The organism is Cytobacillus gottheilii (genome assembly GCF_001636345.1).
GTDB lineage: Bacteria > Bacillota > Bacilli > Bacillales > Cytobacillaceae > Cytobacillus > Cytobacillus gottheilii.
In genome coordinates, this window is record NZ_KV440945.1 from 1169029 (window position 1) to 1186183 (window position 17155).

Annotated in this window: 19 protein-coding genes and 1 riboswitch; of the genes, 10 read left to right on the forward strand and 9 right to left on the reverse strand. The window is 39.3% G+C overall.

Translation table 11 applies throughout. The features are described from left to right. The first annotated feature begins 159 nt into the window (after positions 1–159). Positions 160–723 (forward strand): beta-class carbonic anhydrase, encoded by a 564-nt coding sequence (locus tag A6754_RS05615; RefSeq protein ID WP_066442889.1) that lies wholly within the window; start codon positions 160–162, stop codon positions 721–723. Here the strand turns inward: A6754_RS05615 and yidD are convergent. Then, positions 701–961, reverse strand: a complete 261-nt coding sequence (yidD, locus tag A6754_RS05620; RefSeq protein WP_066451402.1) for a membrane protein insertion efficiency factor YidD — start codon at positions 959–961, stop codon at positions 701–703. The two genes, A6754_RS05615 and yidD, sit on opposite strands and share 23 nt — an antisense overlap. Positions 962–1153: 192 nt before the next feature. Here yidD and A6754_RS05625 point away from each other — a divergent pair, with 192 nt between their 5' ends. Beyond that, positions 1154–1627: an S-ribosylhomocysteine lyase gene (locus A6754_RS05625; protein ID WP_066442890.1), complete on the forward strand. Its 474-nt coding sequence runs from the start codon at positions 1154–1156 to the stop codon at positions 1625–1627. Positions 1628–1700: 73 nt separating this feature from the next. Here the strand turns inward: A6754_RS05625 and cls are convergent, their stop codons facing one another. After that, positions 1701–3149, reverse strand: a complete 1449-nt coding sequence (gene cls, locus A6754_RS05630) for a cardiolipin synthase (protein WP_066442891.1) — start codon at positions 3147–3149, stop codon at positions 1701–1703. A gap of 21 nt (positions 3150–3170) precedes the next feature. Continuing rightward, a complete protein-coding gene (ytzI, locus tag A6754_RS22290; RefSeq protein WP_082851616.1) occupies positions 3171–3341 on the reverse strand; it encodes a YtzI protein in 171 nt (56 codons plus the stop codon). Between the two features lie 135 nt (positions 3342–3476). On the opposite strand from ytzI, the gene A6754_RS05635 reads away from it, so the two are divergent. Then, positions 3477–3914, forward strand: a complete 438-nt coding sequence (locus A6754_RS05635) for a Dps family protein (RefSeq protein WP_066442892.1) — start codon at positions 3477–3479, stop codon at positions 3912–3914. A 188-nt stretch (positions 3915–4102) separates the two neighbouring features. Here A6754_RS05635 and A6754_RS05640 read toward each other — a convergent pair whose 3' ends face one another. Continuing rightward, complete coding sequence (locus A6754_RS05640; protein WP_066442893.1) at positions 4103–4360, reverse strand: DUF6154 family protein; 258 nt, start codon at positions 4358–4360, stop codon at positions 4103–4105. A 189-nt stretch (positions 4361–4549) separates the two neighbouring features. On the opposite strand from A6754_RS05640, the gene A6754_RS05645 reads away from it, so the two are divergent. Then, positions 4550–4873 carry a hydrolase gene (locus A6754_RS05645; protein WP_066442894.1) on the forward strand — a complete coding sequence of 108 codons (324 nt, stop codon included), beginning with the start codon at positions 4550–4552 and terminating at the stop codon, positions 4871–4873. A gap of 54 nt (positions 4874–4927) precedes the next feature. Here the strand turns inward: A6754_RS05645 and A6754_RS05650 are convergent, their stop codons facing one another. After that, on the reverse strand, positions 4928–5782 hold the full coding sequence (locus tag A6754_RS05650; protein ID WP_367659852.1) for a DUF6612 family protein: 855 nt from the start codon (positions 5780–5782) through the stop codon (positions 4928–4930). Positions 5783–5981: 199 nt separating this feature from the next. Here A6754_RS05650 and ytkD point away from each other — a divergent pair, with 199 nt between their 5' ends. Further along, entirely contained in the window at positions 5982–6449 is a 468-nt protein-coding gene (ytkD, locus tag A6754_RS05655; protein ID WP_066442895.1) for an RNA deprotection pyrophosphohydrolase, read from the forward strand. A gap of 113 nt (positions 6450–6562) precedes the next feature. Here ytkD and A6754_RS05660 read toward each other — a convergent pair whose 3' ends face one another. The 3 genes from A6754_RS05660 to A6754_RS05670 form a co-directional block, all read right to left on the reverse strand. Further along, positions 6563–7369, reverse strand: coding sequence for an ABC transporter permease (locus A6754_RS05660; RefSeq protein ID WP_066442896.1), 807 nt, complete (start codon positions 7367–7369; stop codon positions 6563–6565). Beyond that, the gene (locus A6754_RS05665) at positions 7347–8126 is read right to left on the reverse strand and encodes an ABC transporter ATP-binding protein (protein ID WP_066442897.1); all 780 of its coding nucleotides are present in this window, start codon (positions 8124–8126) and stop codon (positions 7347–7349) included. Before A6754_RS05665 ends, A6754_RS05660 begins: the two co-directional genes overlap by 23 nt. Positions 8127–8338: 212 nt before the next feature. Continuing rightward, complete coding sequence (locus tag A6754_RS05670) at positions 8339–9334, reverse strand: ABC transporter substrate-binding protein (RefSeq protein WP_066442898.1); 996 nt, start codon at positions 9332–9334, stop codon at positions 8339–8341. Positions 9335–9457: 123 nt separating this feature from the next. Between A6754_RS05670 and A6754_RS05675 the strand changes: the two genes are divergently transcribed. Together A6754_RS05675 and A6754_RS05680 are read left to right on the forward strand one after the other, a co-directional pair. Beyond that, a complete protein-coding gene (locus A6754_RS05675; RefSeq protein ID WP_066442899.1) occupies positions 9458–10237 on the forward strand; it encodes an alpha/beta hydrolase family protein in 780 nt (259 codons plus the stop codon). Between the two features lie 39 nt (positions 10238–10276). After that, positions 10277–10519: a DUF2584 domain-containing protein gene (locus A6754_RS05680; RefSeq protein ID WP_066442900.1), complete on the forward strand. Its 243-nt coding sequence runs from the start codon at positions 10277–10279 to the stop codon at positions 10517–10519. 105 nt (positions 10520–10624) lie between these two features. Here the strand turns inward: A6754_RS05680 and pckA are convergent, their stop codons facing one another. Then, on the reverse strand, positions 10625–12211 hold the full coding sequence (pckA, locus tag A6754_RS05685) for a phosphoenolpyruvate carboxykinase (ATP) (protein ID WP_066442901.1): 1587 nt from the start codon (positions 12209–12211) through the stop codon (positions 10625–10627). A gap of 214 nt (positions 12212–12425) precedes the next feature. On the opposite strand from pckA, the gene A6754_RS05690 reads away from it, so the two are divergent. The 3 genes from A6754_RS05690 to asnB all read left to right on the forward strand — a co-directional run bounded on the left by A6754_RS05690 (position 12426) and on the right by asnB (position 17137). Continuing rightward, entirely contained in the window at positions 12426–12800 is a 375-nt protein-coding gene (locus tag A6754_RS05690) for a thiol-disulfide oxidoreductase DCC family protein (protein ID WP_066442902.1), read from the forward strand. 98 nt (positions 12801–12898) lie between these two features. Beyond that, positions 12899–13015, forward strand: a riboswitch (SAM riboswitch). A gap of 245 nt (positions 13016–13260) precedes the next feature. Then, a complete protein-coding gene (metK, locus tag A6754_RS05695; protein WP_066442903.1) occupies positions 13261–14460 on the forward strand; it encodes a methionine adenosyltransferase in 1200 nt (399 codons plus the stop codon). A 781-nt stretch (positions 14461–15241) separates the two neighbouring features. Then, positions 15242–17137: an asparagine synthase (glutamine-hydrolyzing) gene (gene asnB, locus A6754_RS05700; protein ID WP_066442904.1), complete on the forward strand. Its 1896-nt coding sequence runs from the start codon at positions 15242–15244 to the stop codon at positions 17135–17137. The last annotated feature ends 18 nt before the right edge of the window (positions 17138–17155 follow it).

Consider the following 17155-nt stretch of genomic DNA (forward strand, 5'->3'; position numbering starts at 1 on the left):
AGTTATTCCGATTTGCGGCTCGTAATGATTACGATTTTAACTATGTTATCTTACAAAATCCCGCACTTAATTGCAAGTGTTAAATTTGTCTAGAAAGGAAGGATTTTGTATGATGTGTATAAGCATTTTTAATTTAGTTTGATTCTGGAGGTAAAGACAATGAAGCTTTTAAATGAATTATTAGAGTATAATGGAGAATTTGTTAAGGAGGAACGATTTAAAGACTTCTCAACGACAAAGTTCCCAAATAAGAGAATGGTAATCATTACTTGCATGGATACCAGGCTTGTAGAGCTATTGCCTAAAGCACTGAACTTAAGGAATGGCGATGTGAAGATTGTTAAAAATGCAGGTGCATTAGTGACGCATCCTTTTGGCAGTATTATGCGCAGTGTCCTTGTGGCAGTGTATCAGCTTCAGGCAGATGAGGTTTTTGTCATTGGTCACCATGATTGCGGGATGAGCGGGATGAAAGCAGATGCAGTCATTGAAAGCATGAAAGATAGAGGAATATCAGATGATGCGCTAGACTCACTGACTTATTCAGGAATTGATGTGAAAGATTGGCTAAACGGTTTCGAAAGAGTGGAAGATAGCGTTGCCCACAGTGTACATATGGTTAAGAAGCATCCGTTAATGCCTAATGATGTTCCTGTACATGGTTTAGTAATCCATCCTGATACAGGCAAGCTTGATTTGGTTATTGATGGTTATCAGTCTTAATTGTTTTCTTTTTATCTGGCCATTCCTCGGGTACTAGATCAACACCGCCCGGGTGAAATGGGTGGCATTTTAAAATACGCTTAATAGCAAGCCAGCCGCCTTTAATGGCTCCGAAGCGCTTGACAGATTCAATCCCGTAGTGAGAGCAGGTTGGGTAGAAACGGCAAGTAGGAGGCTTTAATGGTGAAATGACGATTTGGTAAAAGCGAAAAATTCCTATTAACATTTTTTTGAAAATCATATTCAATCAATCCTCTATATTCAACTTATCATGTATGCTAAAACGATAACATATATTAGTGTATCCGTCTAAATTATAGAAATTACGATTAAGTTGATGAAATTACTCGGAATTTAATGTATAATAGAAATCAGTACGTTAACATCAGCAAAGAGACAATGTTAGCTATAATATTAAGGAGTGAATACAATGCCTTCAGTTGAAAGCTTTGAATTAGACCATAATGCCGTTAAAGCGCCTTACGTAAGACATTGCGGAGTGCATAAGGTAGGTTCAGACGGTGTTGTTAATAAATTTGATATCCGCTTCTGCCAGCCAAATAAACAGGCAATGAAGCCAGATGTTATTCATACATTAGAGCATTTGCTTGCCTTCAATATTCGTACACATTCTGAGAAATACGATCATTTTGATATCATTGATATCTCGCCAATGGGCTGCCAAACAGGCTATTACTTAGTAGTCAGCGGAGAGCCGACTGTCGAGGAAATTATTGATTTGCTTGAAGCAACTTTAACAGATGCATTAGAAACAGTCGAGATTCCTGCTGCCAATGAGAAGCAGTGCGGTCAGGCAAAACTTCATGATCTAGAAGGTGCAAAGCGTCTTATGCGTTTTTGGCTTCAGCAATCAAAAGAAGATTTAAAGCAAGTATTTGCATAAGTGTTAAAAAGGACGGAGCGCCCCAGGCATTCCGTCCTTTTTTGTTTATTATAGTTTAGATCCTCTCGTTCTCCTACAAAATCGGAGAAAGCAGCCTTGAGATGGATTCCTTAAAGCGGATCCATAACGGGCGATGTAAATAATCTTCCTGTGTCAGTTCTTTTGAAAGGGCAACATCCTCAAGGAAGCTGTCAACGAGTTTAGTTGAAATTTCCTGATCATAGATAAAAGCATTCACTTCAAAATTCAGACGGAAGCTCCGTACATCAATATTTGCTGTACCGACCGATGAGATCTGTTCATCGACAATGATGGTCTTTGCGTGAATAAAGCCATTGTCATAAATAAAGATCTTAGCACCTGCTTTGAGCATCTCGCCAATATAAGAATAAGTAGCCCAATACACAAACATATGGTCAGGCTTATTAGGAATCATGATTCTAACATCTACTCCTGATAAAGCTGCTACTTTTAAGGAATCAAGAACACTTGCATCAGGGATAAAATATGGCGTTTGAATCAGGATCGATTCCTTAGCTGAAGAAATCATTTTTAAATAACCATTTTTTATTTGCTCCCATTCTGAATCTGGACCGCTCGTGACAATTTGCATGCCAACAGATCCAGTGTTTTCAAGGAATGGAAAATAAGAAGGAGCATAATGGATATCATGCCGGTGTGAAGCTTGGTTCCAATCTAGAATAAACCTTGTCTGAATCGGATACACCGCACTGCCTTCAATACGTAAATGGGTATCGCGCCAATAGCCGAATTTAGGATTTAACCCTAAATATTCATCTCCTACATTAAATCCGCCGACATAACCAATTTTCCCATCAATAATAGCTAATTTACGATGGTTACGGTAATTTAACCGCAAATTAATAAAATGGAATCGCGACGGAAAAAAGGCTTCGACTTCACCGCCGGCTGCTCGTAACTCTTTAAAAAAGCCCTTCGTTAGACTCCTGGATCCAAGGTCGTCATAAAGAACCCGCACCTTAACACCTTGCTTTGCTTTTTCGGTTAGAAGCTTTAGCAGTCTTTTTCCGAGATTGTCCCTTTTTAGGATATAGTACTGCAAATGAACATGATCCTTGGCTGCTCCGATATCATTGAATAATGCAGCAAATTTGTCATCGCCATCTGTGTAAAGCTTGACATCATTATCTTGTGTTAAGACTGCATCGTTGTTGACTAAATGCATGTAAATAATGTCACGGCTATCTTCAATGACTTCATTATGGAATTCAAAATTTCGTGTACTAATTCCAATAATTTGATCAGAAAGCATTTTATCTATCCCAATTTTTTTACGATCTTCCCACTGGAACATCTTTCTTCTCGTCAAATTTTGTCCAAATAGAAGGTACATAATAAATCCGAGAAAAGGAATAAAGAATAAAACCATTAGCCATGCCCAAGTTGATGCTGCATCTTTGCGCTCAAGAAAAATAACAATAACCGCAAGCACAATATTTAAAAAGAATAGCACCCCAAGAAGGATGGAATATATATCCATTTATTGTAAGTCCCTTCTATTTTATTGTTCCTTTTGTCTTGGCTGATGATCTGAAGAAGGATCAGAAATGTTTTCCTCCTGAAGCGGATCAACCGTATGTTTAATCGTGTATGCTTTAGACGTTGTCACTACACTTAAAATCAATATTGTAAATACAATTAGTATGGCAATAACTACAATAGCTATATACATCTGATCGTCCCCCTTTACACATGCTATTCTACCATGAAATGAATCATTCATGATAAAATCAAATACCCTTCTTGCTGCTAAATTTCCGTTTTACTTTTTGGGAAATGGGTAATATAAAAAGGGAGGATGATAAAAATGAACGATAACTTAATTAAAGCAGTTAATCAGCAAGTTGCAAACTGGACCATTCTATATGTAAAATTGCATAATTATCACTGGTACATTAAAGGACGTCATTTCTTTACACTACATGAAAAATTCGAAGAACTTTATAATGAAGCAAATGTGCATATTGATGAATTGGCAGAGAGAATACTGGCACTAGAAGGAAAACCAGTTGCCACAATGAAAGATTGCCTAGAAACGTCTTCTATAAAAGAAGCTACTGGCAATGAAACAGATGATGAAATGGTGAAAAGCATCTGTGAAGACTTTGAAAAAATGGTGGACGAGCTTCAAGAAGCCATTGAACTGGCAGAGGAAGCGAATGATGAGGGCACTGGCGATATGCTTATTGCCGTCAAACAAAGCTTGAAAAAACATATTTGGATGCTGAAAGCATACTTAGGATAATTAGTATAAAAGGCTGATTCAACAATGAGTTGAATCAGCCTTTTTTCTACCTCAAAAAGGTATACATTAAGAAAGTTAAACTTAAACAAGCCGTTCCACTTGCGCTGCGGAGCTCTTTTTAAGTGGGGAGGAAGCTGAGCCTCCTCCCATTTTATTTTCAGCCACACTTTTTTTCAGCTTTATGTAAATCAATGAATATTTCGCTGATGTACAGGAAGTACTCTTTTTTGCCCATAGTCTTCACTTGCGAATTTACCTTTTAAGCTTTCAATTAAGTAGATGCCCATCAGATTATTTAGCTCTTGGTTATCTAGATCATGAATGATGGCAAGCAGATCGTCCCGATTCATTTCTTCCAGGAAAGCAAAGGCGAGCATGTCAATGTCTTCTTCATCTCCTGTGAGCTTATCGCGGTATAGCTCATACAGTTCGTCGATTAGCTTCATGTCTATTCACCTCCGTTTTCTTTAATATGTTTTTACCCTGAAGTTGGATAATATATGCGCCTTTGAAGCGCAAGTCTTACGTTAGTATATGTATTAACTTTTCATTTGATCGTATTTTTCAAATTATTTTCATGAAATGTTCGATTCCGTTTCATACTAAGAGAAAACGTTTGGAATGGAGCGGTAAAAATGATGAATGAAAGAAAAACCTATTACATTGGGTTAGCCAACGGGGAAATTTCACAAAGCGCTACAAGCTCACCTTGGGATTTTAAAATCGAGGCAAATGATGAAGAGATTATCACTCTTCGTGAATATTTCGATCAGAACTATTCTACCGAATGGCAAAATTTCTACCGGGCACATGTTCCTTATGTGCAATATCATTACGATCGGGAAAATGATGCTTATGACTCAACATTACAGATGATCTATGGTTTTATCTACAAGCATGGCGATGATACGGCTAAAAGGCATATTGAAAGCATGGGCATTCTTCCTGAAGAAAAATAAAGTGCAGAGCGATTAAAAAGCTCCAGCATTCTCTAGAAATGCTGGAGCACCATATTATATTGCCATATCAACCGCTGAATCAAGAACTTCCTGCGGTACTGTAATGCTCTCAATATTGTTAAAGTCTGTGTATTCACCTTTCACCGTTTGAATAACATTAACGGTATCGCCTTCAACACCCATTTCCATATCCATTGTCATATTAAGAACATTTGGATAAAAAGTTTCTTTATCAACTAAAATCTCATACTGCACACTGTTGATGTTTAGGCCTTCAAATGCATCTTCTCCAGCACCAGCCGCTAATTCAGGCGGCAGGTTTTCCATAGCTGTTTCTTTAATGAATTCGTTAAACTTATCACCGCTGGCATCTAACGTTAAGATATAATTTTGATCATCCTGTTCAAATGTGAAATCATCCGCAAACTCCTGCAGATTATTTAATTCTGCTCCAGGGTTTGTTTGCTGATCGGATAATTGCAGAAGCTGATCTGACATTTCCTGCGGGAATTTCATCCACTGTGCACTTGCTGTATCATAAATGAAAATTCCATCTTCAGTAAAATAGCTCTCTGTTTCCATTGATTCGCCTGCAAGACTCATCGTCATGTTCTGATAAAAAGCTAAAGGCTCAGCTGTTACATCCATGCTGATATCAGAGTTTGTTTCCATGCTTTCTTCACCAAGGCTAATATCCTGGACTAAATTCATATCAACACTGAAGCTTTTCAATTCTTCAGAAGCAGCTGCTGATTTCTCGAATACCTCTTCGAGTGTTAATTCAGAAACTTCTTCTGGATTCTGCTCTTCGTCTTCACTGCCTACAGGGTCAGCTGTCTGCCCGCAGCCTGCCAAAAACAGCATAAAGGCTGTGAGGAAGCTAATAAGTATAAACGGCTTTTTTTTCAAGATATACATCTCCTTTTGTTTTTTCACTTAAACTATACGCTGTTTTTTCCAGAAAAGTTTCAAAACTGTTAAAAATGTTCCATATTTCCTATGTAAATATGAACTTATTTTTCTATTACCCAAGAAAAATGTGTATTAAGCACCAAATTGAAAATCATGATAAAATAATGAAAATATTTCAAGTAAAGTAGTGATTTTGATGGTCGGTTTTCATAATAGAAAAGGAGAAGTGCTGAGCTGGTCTTTTTCACAAGACAGTTTTCATCAGCCTGCATCCCATGTGTTAGTGTTAACATCCTATAATAATCAGTGGCTGCTGACCAAACATAAAGAAAGAGGTCTGGAGTTTCCCGGAGGTAAGGCAGAAAAGGGTGAAACCATTGAAGAAGCAGCCATTAGGGAGGTATGGGAAGAAACGGGAGGAAGGATTGCAGCCCTGACGCATCTGGGAGAATACGAACTAAATATAAATGGTTCTTCTTATGTGAAAGCAGTTTTTTTCGCAGAAATAGAAGCCTTGTCCGTAATGGAATCTTACCTGGAAACAAACGGTCCTGCATTAATTGAAGGAGACATTCTGCATAAAAGATGGGAACCTCAATTCAGTTTTATTATGCAGGATGATATTGTAGAAGTATTTATAAAAAGATGGCAATCCCTGCAGTAGACAAAGATCGTTTTATCCTTAAGTTCCTCATCATATGAAGAGGCGGTCATCTCCAGCAGCCGGAATCGGTGCATAAGGGAGTGGCCGCCTCCTAAGCGTAGTGAAAAGGATCATCAGTTATTTCGAATCAGCTTTTTTTCAAGCAATTCGACAAGCTGATACATAACGGTTGCTAGAACAGCAATGACAAGCAGTGCAAGCATCACTAATGTAAAATTGAATACTTGGAATCCATAAATAATCATATACCCTAATCCCTTGGAAGCAACGAGAAATTCTCCGACAATAACCCCAACCCACGATAACCCGACATTCACTTTCAATGTGGAAATAATGACAGGAAATGAGGATGGGAGAATGGCCTCTTTAAAAATCTGTTTTCTGGTACCTCCGAAGGTTTGCATAACCTTCACATAGTTTGGATCAACTTCCCTAAAGGCGGTATATACAACAATGGTTGTGATGATGATTGAAATGATGGCACCCATTGCCACAATAGATGTAAAGCTTGGTCCGAGAGCAACGATTAAAATAGGGCCAAGCGCTACCTTAGGCATGGAATTTAAGATTACTAAATAAGGATCCAGTATTTTTGAGAGCATAGGCGACCACCAGAGGACAGCAGCCAGCAAAGTTCCTAAAAGTGTTCCTAATATGAACCCAAGAACCGTTTCACCTAATGTATAGCTTAAATCAGCCAAAAGACTCCCATCTGCCATTTTATCAAGAAATAATGCCCATACTTTAGAAGGTGAACTGAAAATGAGGGGATCGATCCACTGCAGTTGACTGGCAATCTCCCAAATAGCAAAGAAGACGATAAAAATAACGATTTGATAGAAACGAATCCATCTCTTCTCTTTTTTTAATGATTGGATGTATTGGTTATGCAAAATTTTAGTATTCGTCTTTTGTTCCAAGGGATTCCAGCTCCTTCCATATCGTTTGGAAAATATCAGAATAGGCAGGATGATTTCGTGCATCAAATGGGGTGCTGTCTCTTAATTCCTTTGGAATGATAAACGTTTTATGAATTTGCCCTGGTCCAGCTGAAAATAGGAATACCCGGTCACTCATTGCAATTGCTTCTCCTATATCATGGGTGACTAAAATAGCCGTTTTCTTAAATGATTTTAGCGTGTTTGAAACGAGATCCTCGAGCTTGAGTTTTGTCTGATAATCGAGCGCAGAAAAAGGTTCATCCAGCATAAGCAGCTTCGGTTCTGTTGCGAGCGTTCTTACTAAAGCTGCTCTTTGACGCATGCCTCCTGATAATTGTTTCGGAAATTGTGACTCAACCCCTACAAGGCCCATTTCTTCCAGTAAACGAATGGTCGTTTCTCTGTTTTCTTCATTTAAACGGCCCGCAACCTTTAAACCAAGTAAAATATTCTCTTCAATTGTTTTCCAGGGAAAAAGATAATCCTGCTGCAGCATATACCCAATATCATGCTGAAGCGATTGAACAGGCTGATTCTTAAGTGTTACATCTCCTTCCGTTGGAGATAGCAGTCCGGCGATGATTGATAGCAACGTCGTTTTCCCGCATCCGCTTGGGCCAAGAAAGGAAACAAATTCCCCTTCTTCGACCGTGAGCGAAACATCGGATAGGGCCGTAACTGCACTGGTCTTTGTAAAATAGGTGTGATGTATTCGATCAATTTTTAAGAAATCCATCATCGGCCTCCTCTTTTTCTAAGTGATATAGCATTCTATTAAATTGTTTTTAGCTTGTCGCGGCTGGTCAAGCCGCCGGAGCTTTTCTACTGTCTAGCTCCGGCGGCTAGCCGCTCGAGGTCATAAGTCAATCTGTCCAAAAGGTTAAAGAACAACCTTCGGGCCAGCTCGCCTTATGCTTGTCGCGGCTGGTCAAGCCGCCTGTGCTTTTCTTATTCCATAACACCTTCTGCGAATTCGGTGTTAACAAGTTCTTCATAATCAATTCTTTTTGGTAGTTCTCCTGCTTCGTCCATAATGTTCTGCAGGTTATCCCATTCTTCTTCGTCAAGGATCGGATCTGTCGCGAATGAGCCTTGACTTTTATAGCGATCGACTGCCATTTCGATGATTTCGGTATCTGTGTCTTCAAAGTAGCCGTTAATGGCTTCAGCAGTTTCCTTTGCACTGTGCGAATCTACCCATTGCTGTGCTTTGTAGATTGCTCTTGTAAATTTCTCAACAGTTTCTTTGTTTTCTTCCATATAACTGTCTTTTGTCATAAAAGTTGTGTAAGGCAAATGACCTGATTCAACCCCAAACGAAGCGACAATGTGGCCGATGCCTTCTTTTTCAAAAACACTTGCAGTTGGTTCAAATAATTGAACAAATTCTCCTGTTCCCGAAGAAAAGGATGGTGCAATGTTTGCAAAGTCAATATTTTGGATAAGGTTTAAATCATTGTGCGGATCAATTCCATGTTTTTTTAATGTGAATTCACCAGCCATTTGCGGCATACCGCCTTTACGCTGGCCAAGGAAGGTGCTGCCTTCTAACATATCCCAAGAAAAATTATCAATTTTTTCACGGGAAACTAAAAAAGTACCGTCTGTTTGAGTAAGCTGTGCAAAATTAATGACCGGATCATTTGCTCCCTGAGCTGCAACGTAAATAGAAGTTTCAGAACCAACAAGTGCAACATCAATACTATCGGAGAGCAATGCAGTCATTGTTTTATCTCCGCCTGCTGTTGTGGTAAGCTCGATATCAAGCCCCTCTTCCTCAAAAAAGCCTTTTTCAATGGCGACATATTGAGGTGCATAAAAAATGGAGCGCGTAACCTCGCCAATTTTTACTTTTTGCAGATCGCTGCTTCCGCAGGCTGCCAGTGGAATAATAAGTACAAATATAAGCAAAATAGAGAAACTGATTTTTAGAGATTTTTTCATAAGTAAATAATCCTCCTTTACAAACTAACTTGGTGTAAATGCCTAAAATATCGTATGAATAAGGGCGGAATGTGTGATTGCCTATAAAAGAAAAATTATTGTTATCTGACGGAGCTGACTTACATGAAACATTTACATTCTAAAATTCGTTTTCCATCGCCGCATCCAGAGGTTGATCTCTTTCTCGTCACTTTTTACGGTGATGGGCTGCTGATGAAAGGCCTGTTGGCAGAGCCTAAAGCAGATGGACAGTATGAAGGGTTTCTTTATCTAAGAGGCGGAATCAAAAACGTAGGTAAAGTAAGACCATCAAGGATTACCCAATTTGCGTCAGAGGGATTTATTGTTTTTGCCCCTTTTTATAGAGGAAATCAAGGGGGAGAAGGGAATGAGGATTTTGCAGGAGAAGACAGGGGCGACGCCTTTGCTGCCTTTGAATTAGTAGAATCGCATCCTCGTGTAAAAAATGTCCATGTCTTTGGATTTTCAAGAGGCGGTGTAATGGCGCTTTTAACAGCCATTCAATTCCCTCAGACTGCATCTGTTGTCACCTGGGGCGGTGTATGTGATATGTCACTGACATATGTGGAACGCAAGGACCTCCGCAGAATGATGAAAAGGGTGATTGGGGGAACACCAGCAAAATTTCCTGATGAATACCGTTCCCGAACTCCTTTATATGAGTTGGAGAAGGTGGCAGCACCTGTATTAATCATTCACGGTGTTAAAGATCAGAATGTGTCAATAGAACACTCTTATCGGCTTGAGAAGCGTTTAACTGAGCTTCAGAAACCATATGATAGCTGGTATTTTAAAGAATACACACACTATTTCCCTCCAGCTATGAACAGGAAAATAGTCAAAGACTTAACCGCCTGGATGAAAAAACAAACCCAGACATGATAAAATAACATAAATGAGTAATATGGAGGAGCGATCATAATGGGAATGCCATTAGAATTAAATACAATGATTGTGACAAAAGGGAAAGAAAAAAGACTTGATGAAAATAATTTTAAGCTGACGAAAGACGGATATCGCCTTTATCCGCTAGACATCCCTCTTGAAGTGAAGAAAACAAAAGACGGTGAACTGAGCGGAACGGGCATCATTCAAACATTGACACTTGAAGATAATCAGACCACGATTACCTACAAACTGATTGCCTTAAAAAGCACTAATTAAAAACAACCCCAATCCGTCAATGGATTGGGGTTGTTTTATTATTTTCATTTGGAGTATCCATGCAAATAATCTTTTGTCTTCTTCTTTCGAAGCGGCAAAGTTTCTTTACACCGCTGGTCCGCCTTTTACAATAATGTCATCTGCCACATGATCAAACTTTTTAAAGTTGTCGCGGAATTTGGCTGCAAGTTCTTTCGCTTTTTTATTATAAGCTTCTTGGTCTGACCACGTTTTGTGAGGCTGAAGTACTTCATCTGGAACGCCTGTTACATGAAGCGGAACATCTAAACCAAAGATTTCATTTTTGATGGTTTCAACATTGTTTAATTCGCCTTCCAATGCTGCTTCTACCATTGCCCTTGTATAGGCAAGCTTCATGCGGCTTCCAGTACCGTATTCTCCGCCAGTCCAGCCCGTATTGACCAAATAAACTTTTGTATTATGTTCATCCATTTTTTTGCCGAGCATTTCAGCATATTGTACTGCTGGAAGCGGCAGGAATGGCGAACCGAAGCAGGTAGAAAATGTTGCCTGCGGTGACGTAACGCCACGCTCTGTGCCAGCCAGCTTGGACGTATAGCCGCTCAAGAAATGATACATGGCCTGTTCTTTCGTAAGTTTAGAAATAGGAGGCAGTACGCCAAACGCATCAGCCGTCAGGAAGATAATTGTATTTGGATGCCCTGCGACACTTGGATCAACAATATTATTAATTGCCTGTAATTGATAGGCAGCTCTCGTATTCTCTGTCAGCGTGTTATCATCATAATCAGCTATTCTAGTTTCATGGTCTAGTGCAACATTTTCAAGAACTGCTCCAAAACGGATTGCATTGAAAATCTGCGGCTCTTTTTCAGCTGCAAGATTAATGCATTTTGCATAGCAGCCGCCTTCGATATTAAATACGCCATTCGGTGACCAGCCGTGCTCATCATCTCCAATTAAACGACGATTGTTATCAGCTGATAAGGTCGTTTTTCCTGTTCCGGATAATCCAAAGAATAAGGCAACATCGCCCTCTCTTCCGACATTGGCTGAGCAATGCATCGGGAGAATTCCGTTTTCAGGAAGTATATAATTCATAACTGAAAAAATTGATTTTTTCATTTCTCCAGCATATTCTGTTCCGCCAATCAGCACCGTGCGCCGTTCAAAAGAAATAATAATAAAAGTTTCGGATCCTGTGCCGTCAATCTCAGGATTTGCTTTAAAGTTTGGAGCTGAAATAACAGTAAATTCAGACTTATGACCAGGCAGCTCATCAGCGGCTGGTCGGATAAAGAGCTGATGTGCAAACAAATTATGCCATGCGTATTCATTGATTACTTGAATGGGAAGGCGATGTTTTGCATCTGCACCTGCATATCCTTTAAAGACAAAAACTTCATCTTGATTTTTTAAATAAGTCAGGACTTTGTCATATAAACGGGAAAATGCTTCTTCAGAAATCGGCTGGTTTACAGGGCCCCAATCAATTTTATCAATCGCTGAAGCTTCTTCAACAATATACTTATCTTTAGGGGAACGTCCTGTATATGTTCCAGTAGTGGCACGAACTGCGCCGGTAGAGGTTAACACACCTTCGCCCCTTTTTAATACTTTTTCAACAAGCTGCGGGACAGAAAGCTGAGTTTGAGTATGCTCGGAATTTAATAGTTGTGATAATCCGTTCGACAGGCTAACAGAGTTCATCTGATGAATACCTTCCTTTTTTTAGAATTAGTAGTACAAAGTATGAAAGTGATTACATCTCTCGAATAGTATAACACATTTATATGAATAGTCTATACTATTTGTGTGTGTTATGAAAAAGAATTAAATAAATGTGCAACCCTCCCGGACTGTTTTTTACATACTTATAATGGAAATGTTAAAATAAAGAAAACAACGAAATGAGCTGATCAAAATGAAAATGACCGTTTTATATGATGGAACTTGTTCATTATGCAAGGAGTCGAGACGTCTTTTCGAAAAGCTCGATTGGCTGGATAAAATAAACTGGGTTTCTCTGCAGGAATATGAAAAAACAAATGGGGAAACAGGGTACAATCAAAAAGAATTGCGCAAAGAAATTCATCTGATTACAGGCAGTGGAAAAGTTTTGAAAGGCTTCTATGCTGTAAGATTGATTATGCTTCAATGCCCGCCTGCTTTTGTGCCCGGTCTATTGATGTACTTCCCGCTCGTGCCCCTTATTGGAAAGCCTATTTATAAGATGGTTGCTAAAAATAGACATAAATTCTTCAGACGAAAATGTGATGATGGAAGCTGTGCTTTGTAATAAATCCGATTGGTTTAATAAGGAATTAGAATTAGTTTAGAAAAATAAATTGACATTCTTTAGACTTGTGCGCTAATATTTACAGTTGAACGGATACTCTCTTATCCCGAGCTGGTGGAGGGACAGGCCCTATGAAACCCAGCAACCTGCTTATTTTTTAAAATAAGGCAAAGGTGCTAACCTGAAGCAAGGATCTAGTCCTTGAACGATAAGAGTGAAAGGCGCGAATTGATTTGCTTTCAACCTTTTCACTTGTGGGAAGGTTTTTTATTTTGCAGTCAGACGCTTTTTTATGGCGGCAGAATCAAGCGGATTTAACTTTCTGTAACCGCTGATTTTCGACCAATTATAATAAAATCGCCATGTTTATTTCATACTACTAAGGGAATGAGTTCCGTATCAATTTAAGATTCATTGTCATACAATAATCTTGCCAATTTGAAGTTAGGGAGGAACCCAGATGTCAACAAAACGCCGTTTGTTTACTTCTGAATCAGTAACTGAAGGTCATCCGGATAAAATCTGTGACCAGATTTCTGATGCTATTTTAGATGCTATTCTTTCAAAGGATGCAAATGCACGTGTAGCTGCAGAAACGTCTGTCACAACAGGGCTTGTATTAGTTGCAGGAGAAATTACAACTTCTACATATGTAGATATTCCAAAGATTGTTCGTGAAACAGTTAAAGAAATTGGCTATACACGTGCGAAATATGGATTTGATGCTGAAACATGTTCTGTTTTAACATCCATTGATGAGCAGTCTGCAGATATTGCTATGGGTGTTGATCAGGCGCTTGAAGCGCGTGAAGGCCAAATGAGCGATGAAGAAATTGAAGCAATTGGAGCAGGAGACCAAGGTTTAATGTTCGGATTTGCTTGTAATGAAACAAAGGAGCTTATGCCGCTTCCTATTTCATTGGCTCATAAATTATCACGCCGTTTAACTGAAGTTCGCAAAGAGGAAATTCTTCCTTACCTGCGCCCTGACGGTAAAACACAGGTAACAGTTGAGTATGATGAAAACAACAAACCAGTTCGCATTGATACAATTGTTATTTCTACTCAGCACCACCCTGAAGTGACATTAGAGCAAATTCAGCGCAATTTAAAAGAATATGTCATTAACCCTGTTGTACCAAGTGAGTTAATTGACGAAAACACTAAATATTTCATTAATCCTACTGGCCGTTTCGTAATCGGCGGACCTCAAGGGGACGCTGGCTTAACAGGACGTAAGATTATTGTTGATACGTACGGCGGCTATGCACGCCATGGCGGCGGCGCATTCTCTGGTAAGGATCCAACTAAAGTGGACCGTTCTGCTGCTTATGCTGCTCGTTATGTTGCGAAGAACCTTGTAGCGGCTGGATTAGCTGATAAGGTTGAAGTTCAGCTTGCATACGCAATTGGTGTAGCACAGCCTGTATCCATTTCTGTAGACACATTTGGAACTGGCAAGGTATCTGAGGATGTTCTTGTTGATGTTGTCCGAAACAACTTTGACTTGCGCCCAGCAGGCATTATCAATATGCTTGATCTGCGCCGTCCAATCTACAAGCAGACTGCTGCATACGGACATTTTGGCCGTACAGACTTAGATCTTCCATGGGAGCGCACTGACAAAGCTGACGCTCTTCGTGCTGAAGCACTTCAGTAATAGCAGATAGCAATTAGCGAAAGAAGCTAATCATTGGTTTAGATGCCGATGGTTAGCTTTTTTTATTGTGGAGAGAGATTTTCAAGGGCTTAGGTCTTTGAAAGTGAGGAGGGATGCCTTTCTTTTGGAATGAGGAGAGGGGAGCGAAAGAGGTTGGTATGCAGGGCTTATTAATCTAGATATAGGGAAACAGAGGGTGAAAAGGGAGAAATACACCCTTAGGATTCAGAAAAAGGAGAAAGGAGTCGCGTAAAAGGGAGAAACATCCCACTATAATCCAGTAAAAGGAAAATGGTGTCGCGTAAAAGACAGAAACACCCCTCCAGAATCCAGAAAAAGGGAAATAGAGTCGCGCAAAAGACAGAAACACCCCACTATAATCCAGAAACAGGAAAACAGTGTCGCGCAAAAGACAGAAACACCCCTCTATAATCCAAAAAAAGAAAAATGCAGTCGTGCCAAAAGGCCTCTACCAGTGAATTTTACATTTTAACACTCGACCAAATCCTAAATTAAGTCATCGCAGCCACAAACCATAATTAATGAAACATTTTCACATCTTTTTACGTCAAATGTATATAGGTGTAACGGCAGATGGTTATCCTTTTCGTAAATCGTCAAAGCTAAGAATGATACAACTTCCTGATTTCCTTCCATTTCCAATGAAAGTAACACGAATTTAATACATTAGATAGTGCCATTTTCAGCTATTTAGTGGTAGTATTAGAAGGTATTTGTGTTGAAAGTTTAAAGACTGAAAAGATAAGTGGGTGCTACATACATGTGTGGTTTTATAGGTTGCGTGCATAATCAGGCACAGCAAATCCGTGATGAAGCTAAAGAGCAATTTACAAAAATGAACAATGTGATTACACATAGAGGTCCAGATGATTCTGGCTATTATTACGATGATTATGTTCAGTTCGGTTTCCGCAGACTGAGTATTATTGATATTGAAAGCGGCCATCAGCCCCTAACATATGAGAATGAACGCTACTGGATTATTTTCAATGGAGAGATTTATAACTATGTAGAACTCCGTGAAGAGTTAATTCAAGAGGGACTGACATTTGAAACGCATTCCGACACGGAAGTGATCATTGCGCTGTTCAGTTATTATAAGGAAAAGGCCGTTGAAAAGCTTCGCGGCATGTTTTCATTTGTTATTTGGGATAAGCAGGAAGAACGTTTATATGGCGCGCGTGATCCTTTTGGCATCAAGCCGTTCTTCTATTTTGATGATGGAGAGAAAACATTCTTTGCTTCTGAAAAGAAGAGTATTATGCTGGCTCAGCAAAATGATGTTATTAACTATGAATCGCTTCAGCATTATTTAACCTATCAATTTGTGCCTGAACCGTTTACGATGACAGATGGTATCCATAAGCTTGAACCTGGCCATTATTTCACGAAAAAAATGGGCGAAAAGATGGAGATTAAGCGTTATTGGAAAGCATCCTTCCACCCTGTTCAAAAATCAGAAACAGATTTTATTAAAGAAATAAAAGATGTAATGTTCGATTCAGTTAAAATGCATATGAGAAGTGATGTGCCGGTTGGCTCCTTCTTATCGGGCGGTATAGATTCTTCTATTATTGCGTCCATTGCTAAAGAATATCATCCATCCATTAAAACGTTCTCAGTTGGTTTTGAGCACAACGGCTTTAGTGAGGTAGATGTGGCACAGGAAACGGCTGAAAAGCTCGGTGTTGAGAATATCAGCTATATTATTACGCCGGAAGAGTATATGAATGAAGTGCCAAAGATTATGTGGCATATGGATGATCCGCTTGCAGATCCAGCATGTGTACCGCTTTATTTTGTTTCGCGTGAAGCACGAAAGCACGTTACTGTTGTGCTGTCTGGTGAAGGTGCAGACGAATTATTTGGCGGATATAATATTTACCGAGAGCCTCAATCGCTAGAAATGTTCAACAAAATTCCTGCGGTCGGAAAATCGTTTTTGCGTTTAATAGCAAAAATGATGCCAGAGGGCATGAAAGGTAAAAGCTTTATTGAACGCGGCGTAACGCCAATGGAAGAGCGCTATATTGGAAATGCCAAGATGTTTACAGAACAGGAAAAGAAAAATCTCCTTCATGTGTATAACGATGGTTTGAAATATACAGACATCACAAAGTCGCTTTATGCGGAAAGCCGCGGTTATGACCCAGTTGATACGATGCAGTATATTGATATTCATACTTGGATGCGCGGAGATATTCTTCTTAAAGCAGATAAAATGACAATGGCACATTCTCTTGAACTTCGTGTGCCTTTCCTTGATAAAGAAGTGTTTAAAGTGGCTTCAACTATTCCGACCAGCTTAAAAACGGCGAATGGCACGACTAAATATATTCTACGTAAAGCTGCTGAAGGTGTTGTGCCTGATCACGTCTTGAACAGGAAAAAGCTTGGATTCCCAGTTCCAATTCGTCACTGGCTAAAAAATGAAATGAATGAATGGGCGAAAAATATCATTCGTGAAAGCCAAACAGATCATTTAATTCAAAAGGATTATGTTTTAAGGCTTCTTGAAGATCATTGCCAAAATAAAGCAGATTACAGCCGTAAAATATGGACAGTGCTTATGTTTATGGTTTGGCATGCAGTCTATATTGAAAAGAAATACTCGTTTGAAGAAGAAGCGCTAAAAGCTAAACAGATGCAGCATTAAGAAAAAGCCTGGGCATAT

Coding starts and splice junctions, on each gene's coding strand:
- A6754_RS05615 (WP_066442889.1), top strand. CDS start 160: ATGAAGCTTTTAAATGAATTATTAGAGTATAATGGAGAATTTGTTAAG.
- A6754_RS05625 (WP_066442890.1), top strand. CDS start 1,154: ATGCCTTCAGTTGAAAGCTTTGAATTAGACCATAATGCCGTTAAAGCG.
- cls (WP_066442891.1), bottom strand. CDS start 3,149: ATGGATATATATTCCATCCTTCTTGGGGTGCTATTCTTTTTAAATATT.
- ytzI (WP_082851616.1), bottom strand. CDS start 3,341: ATGTATATAGCTATTGTAGTTATTGCCATACTAATTGTATTTACAATA.
- A6754_RS05635 (WP_066442892.1), top strand. CDS start 3,477: ATGAACGATAACTTAATTAAAGCAGTTAATCAGCAAGTTGCAAACTGG.
- A6754_RS05640 (WP_066442893.1), bottom strand. CDS start 4,360: ATGAAGCTAATCGACGAACTGTATGAGCTATACCGCGATAAGCTCACA.
- A6754_RS05645 (WP_066442894.1), top strand. CDS start 4,550: ATGATGAATGAAAGAAAAACCTATTACATTGGGTTAGCCAACGGGGAA.
- ytkD (WP_066442895.1), top strand. CDS start 5,982: ATGGTCGGTTTTCATAATAGAAAAGGAGAAGTGCTGAGCTGGTCTTTT.
- A6754_RS05665 (WP_066442897.1), bottom strand. CDS start 8,126: ATGGATTTCTTAAAAATTGATCGAATACATCACACCTATTTTACAAAG.
- A6754_RS05670 (WP_066442898.1), bottom strand. CDS start 9,334: ATGAAAAAATCTCTAAAAATCAGTTTCTCTATTTTGCTTATATTTGTA.
- A6754_RS05675 (WP_066442899.1), top strand. CDS start 9,458: ATGAAACATTTACATTCTAAAATTCGTTTTCCATCGCCGCATCCAGAG.
- A6754_RS05680 (WP_066442900.1), top strand. CDS start 10,277: ATGGGAATGCCATTAGAATTAAATACAATGATTGTGACAAAAGGGAAA.
- pckA (WP_066442901.1), bottom strand. CDS start 12,211: ATGAACTCTGTTAGCCTGTCGAACGGATTATCACAACTATTAAATTCC.
- A6754_RS05690 (WP_066442902.1), top strand. CDS start 12,426: ATGAAAATGACCGTTTTATATGATGGAACTTGTTCATTATGCAAGGAG.
- metK (WP_066442903.1), top strand. CDS start 13,261: ATGTCAACAAAACGCCGTTTGTTTACTTCTGAATCAGTAACTGAAGGT.
- asnB (WP_066442904.1), top strand. CDS start 15,242: ATGTGTGGTTTTATAGGTTGCGTGCATAATCAGGCACAGCAAATCCGT.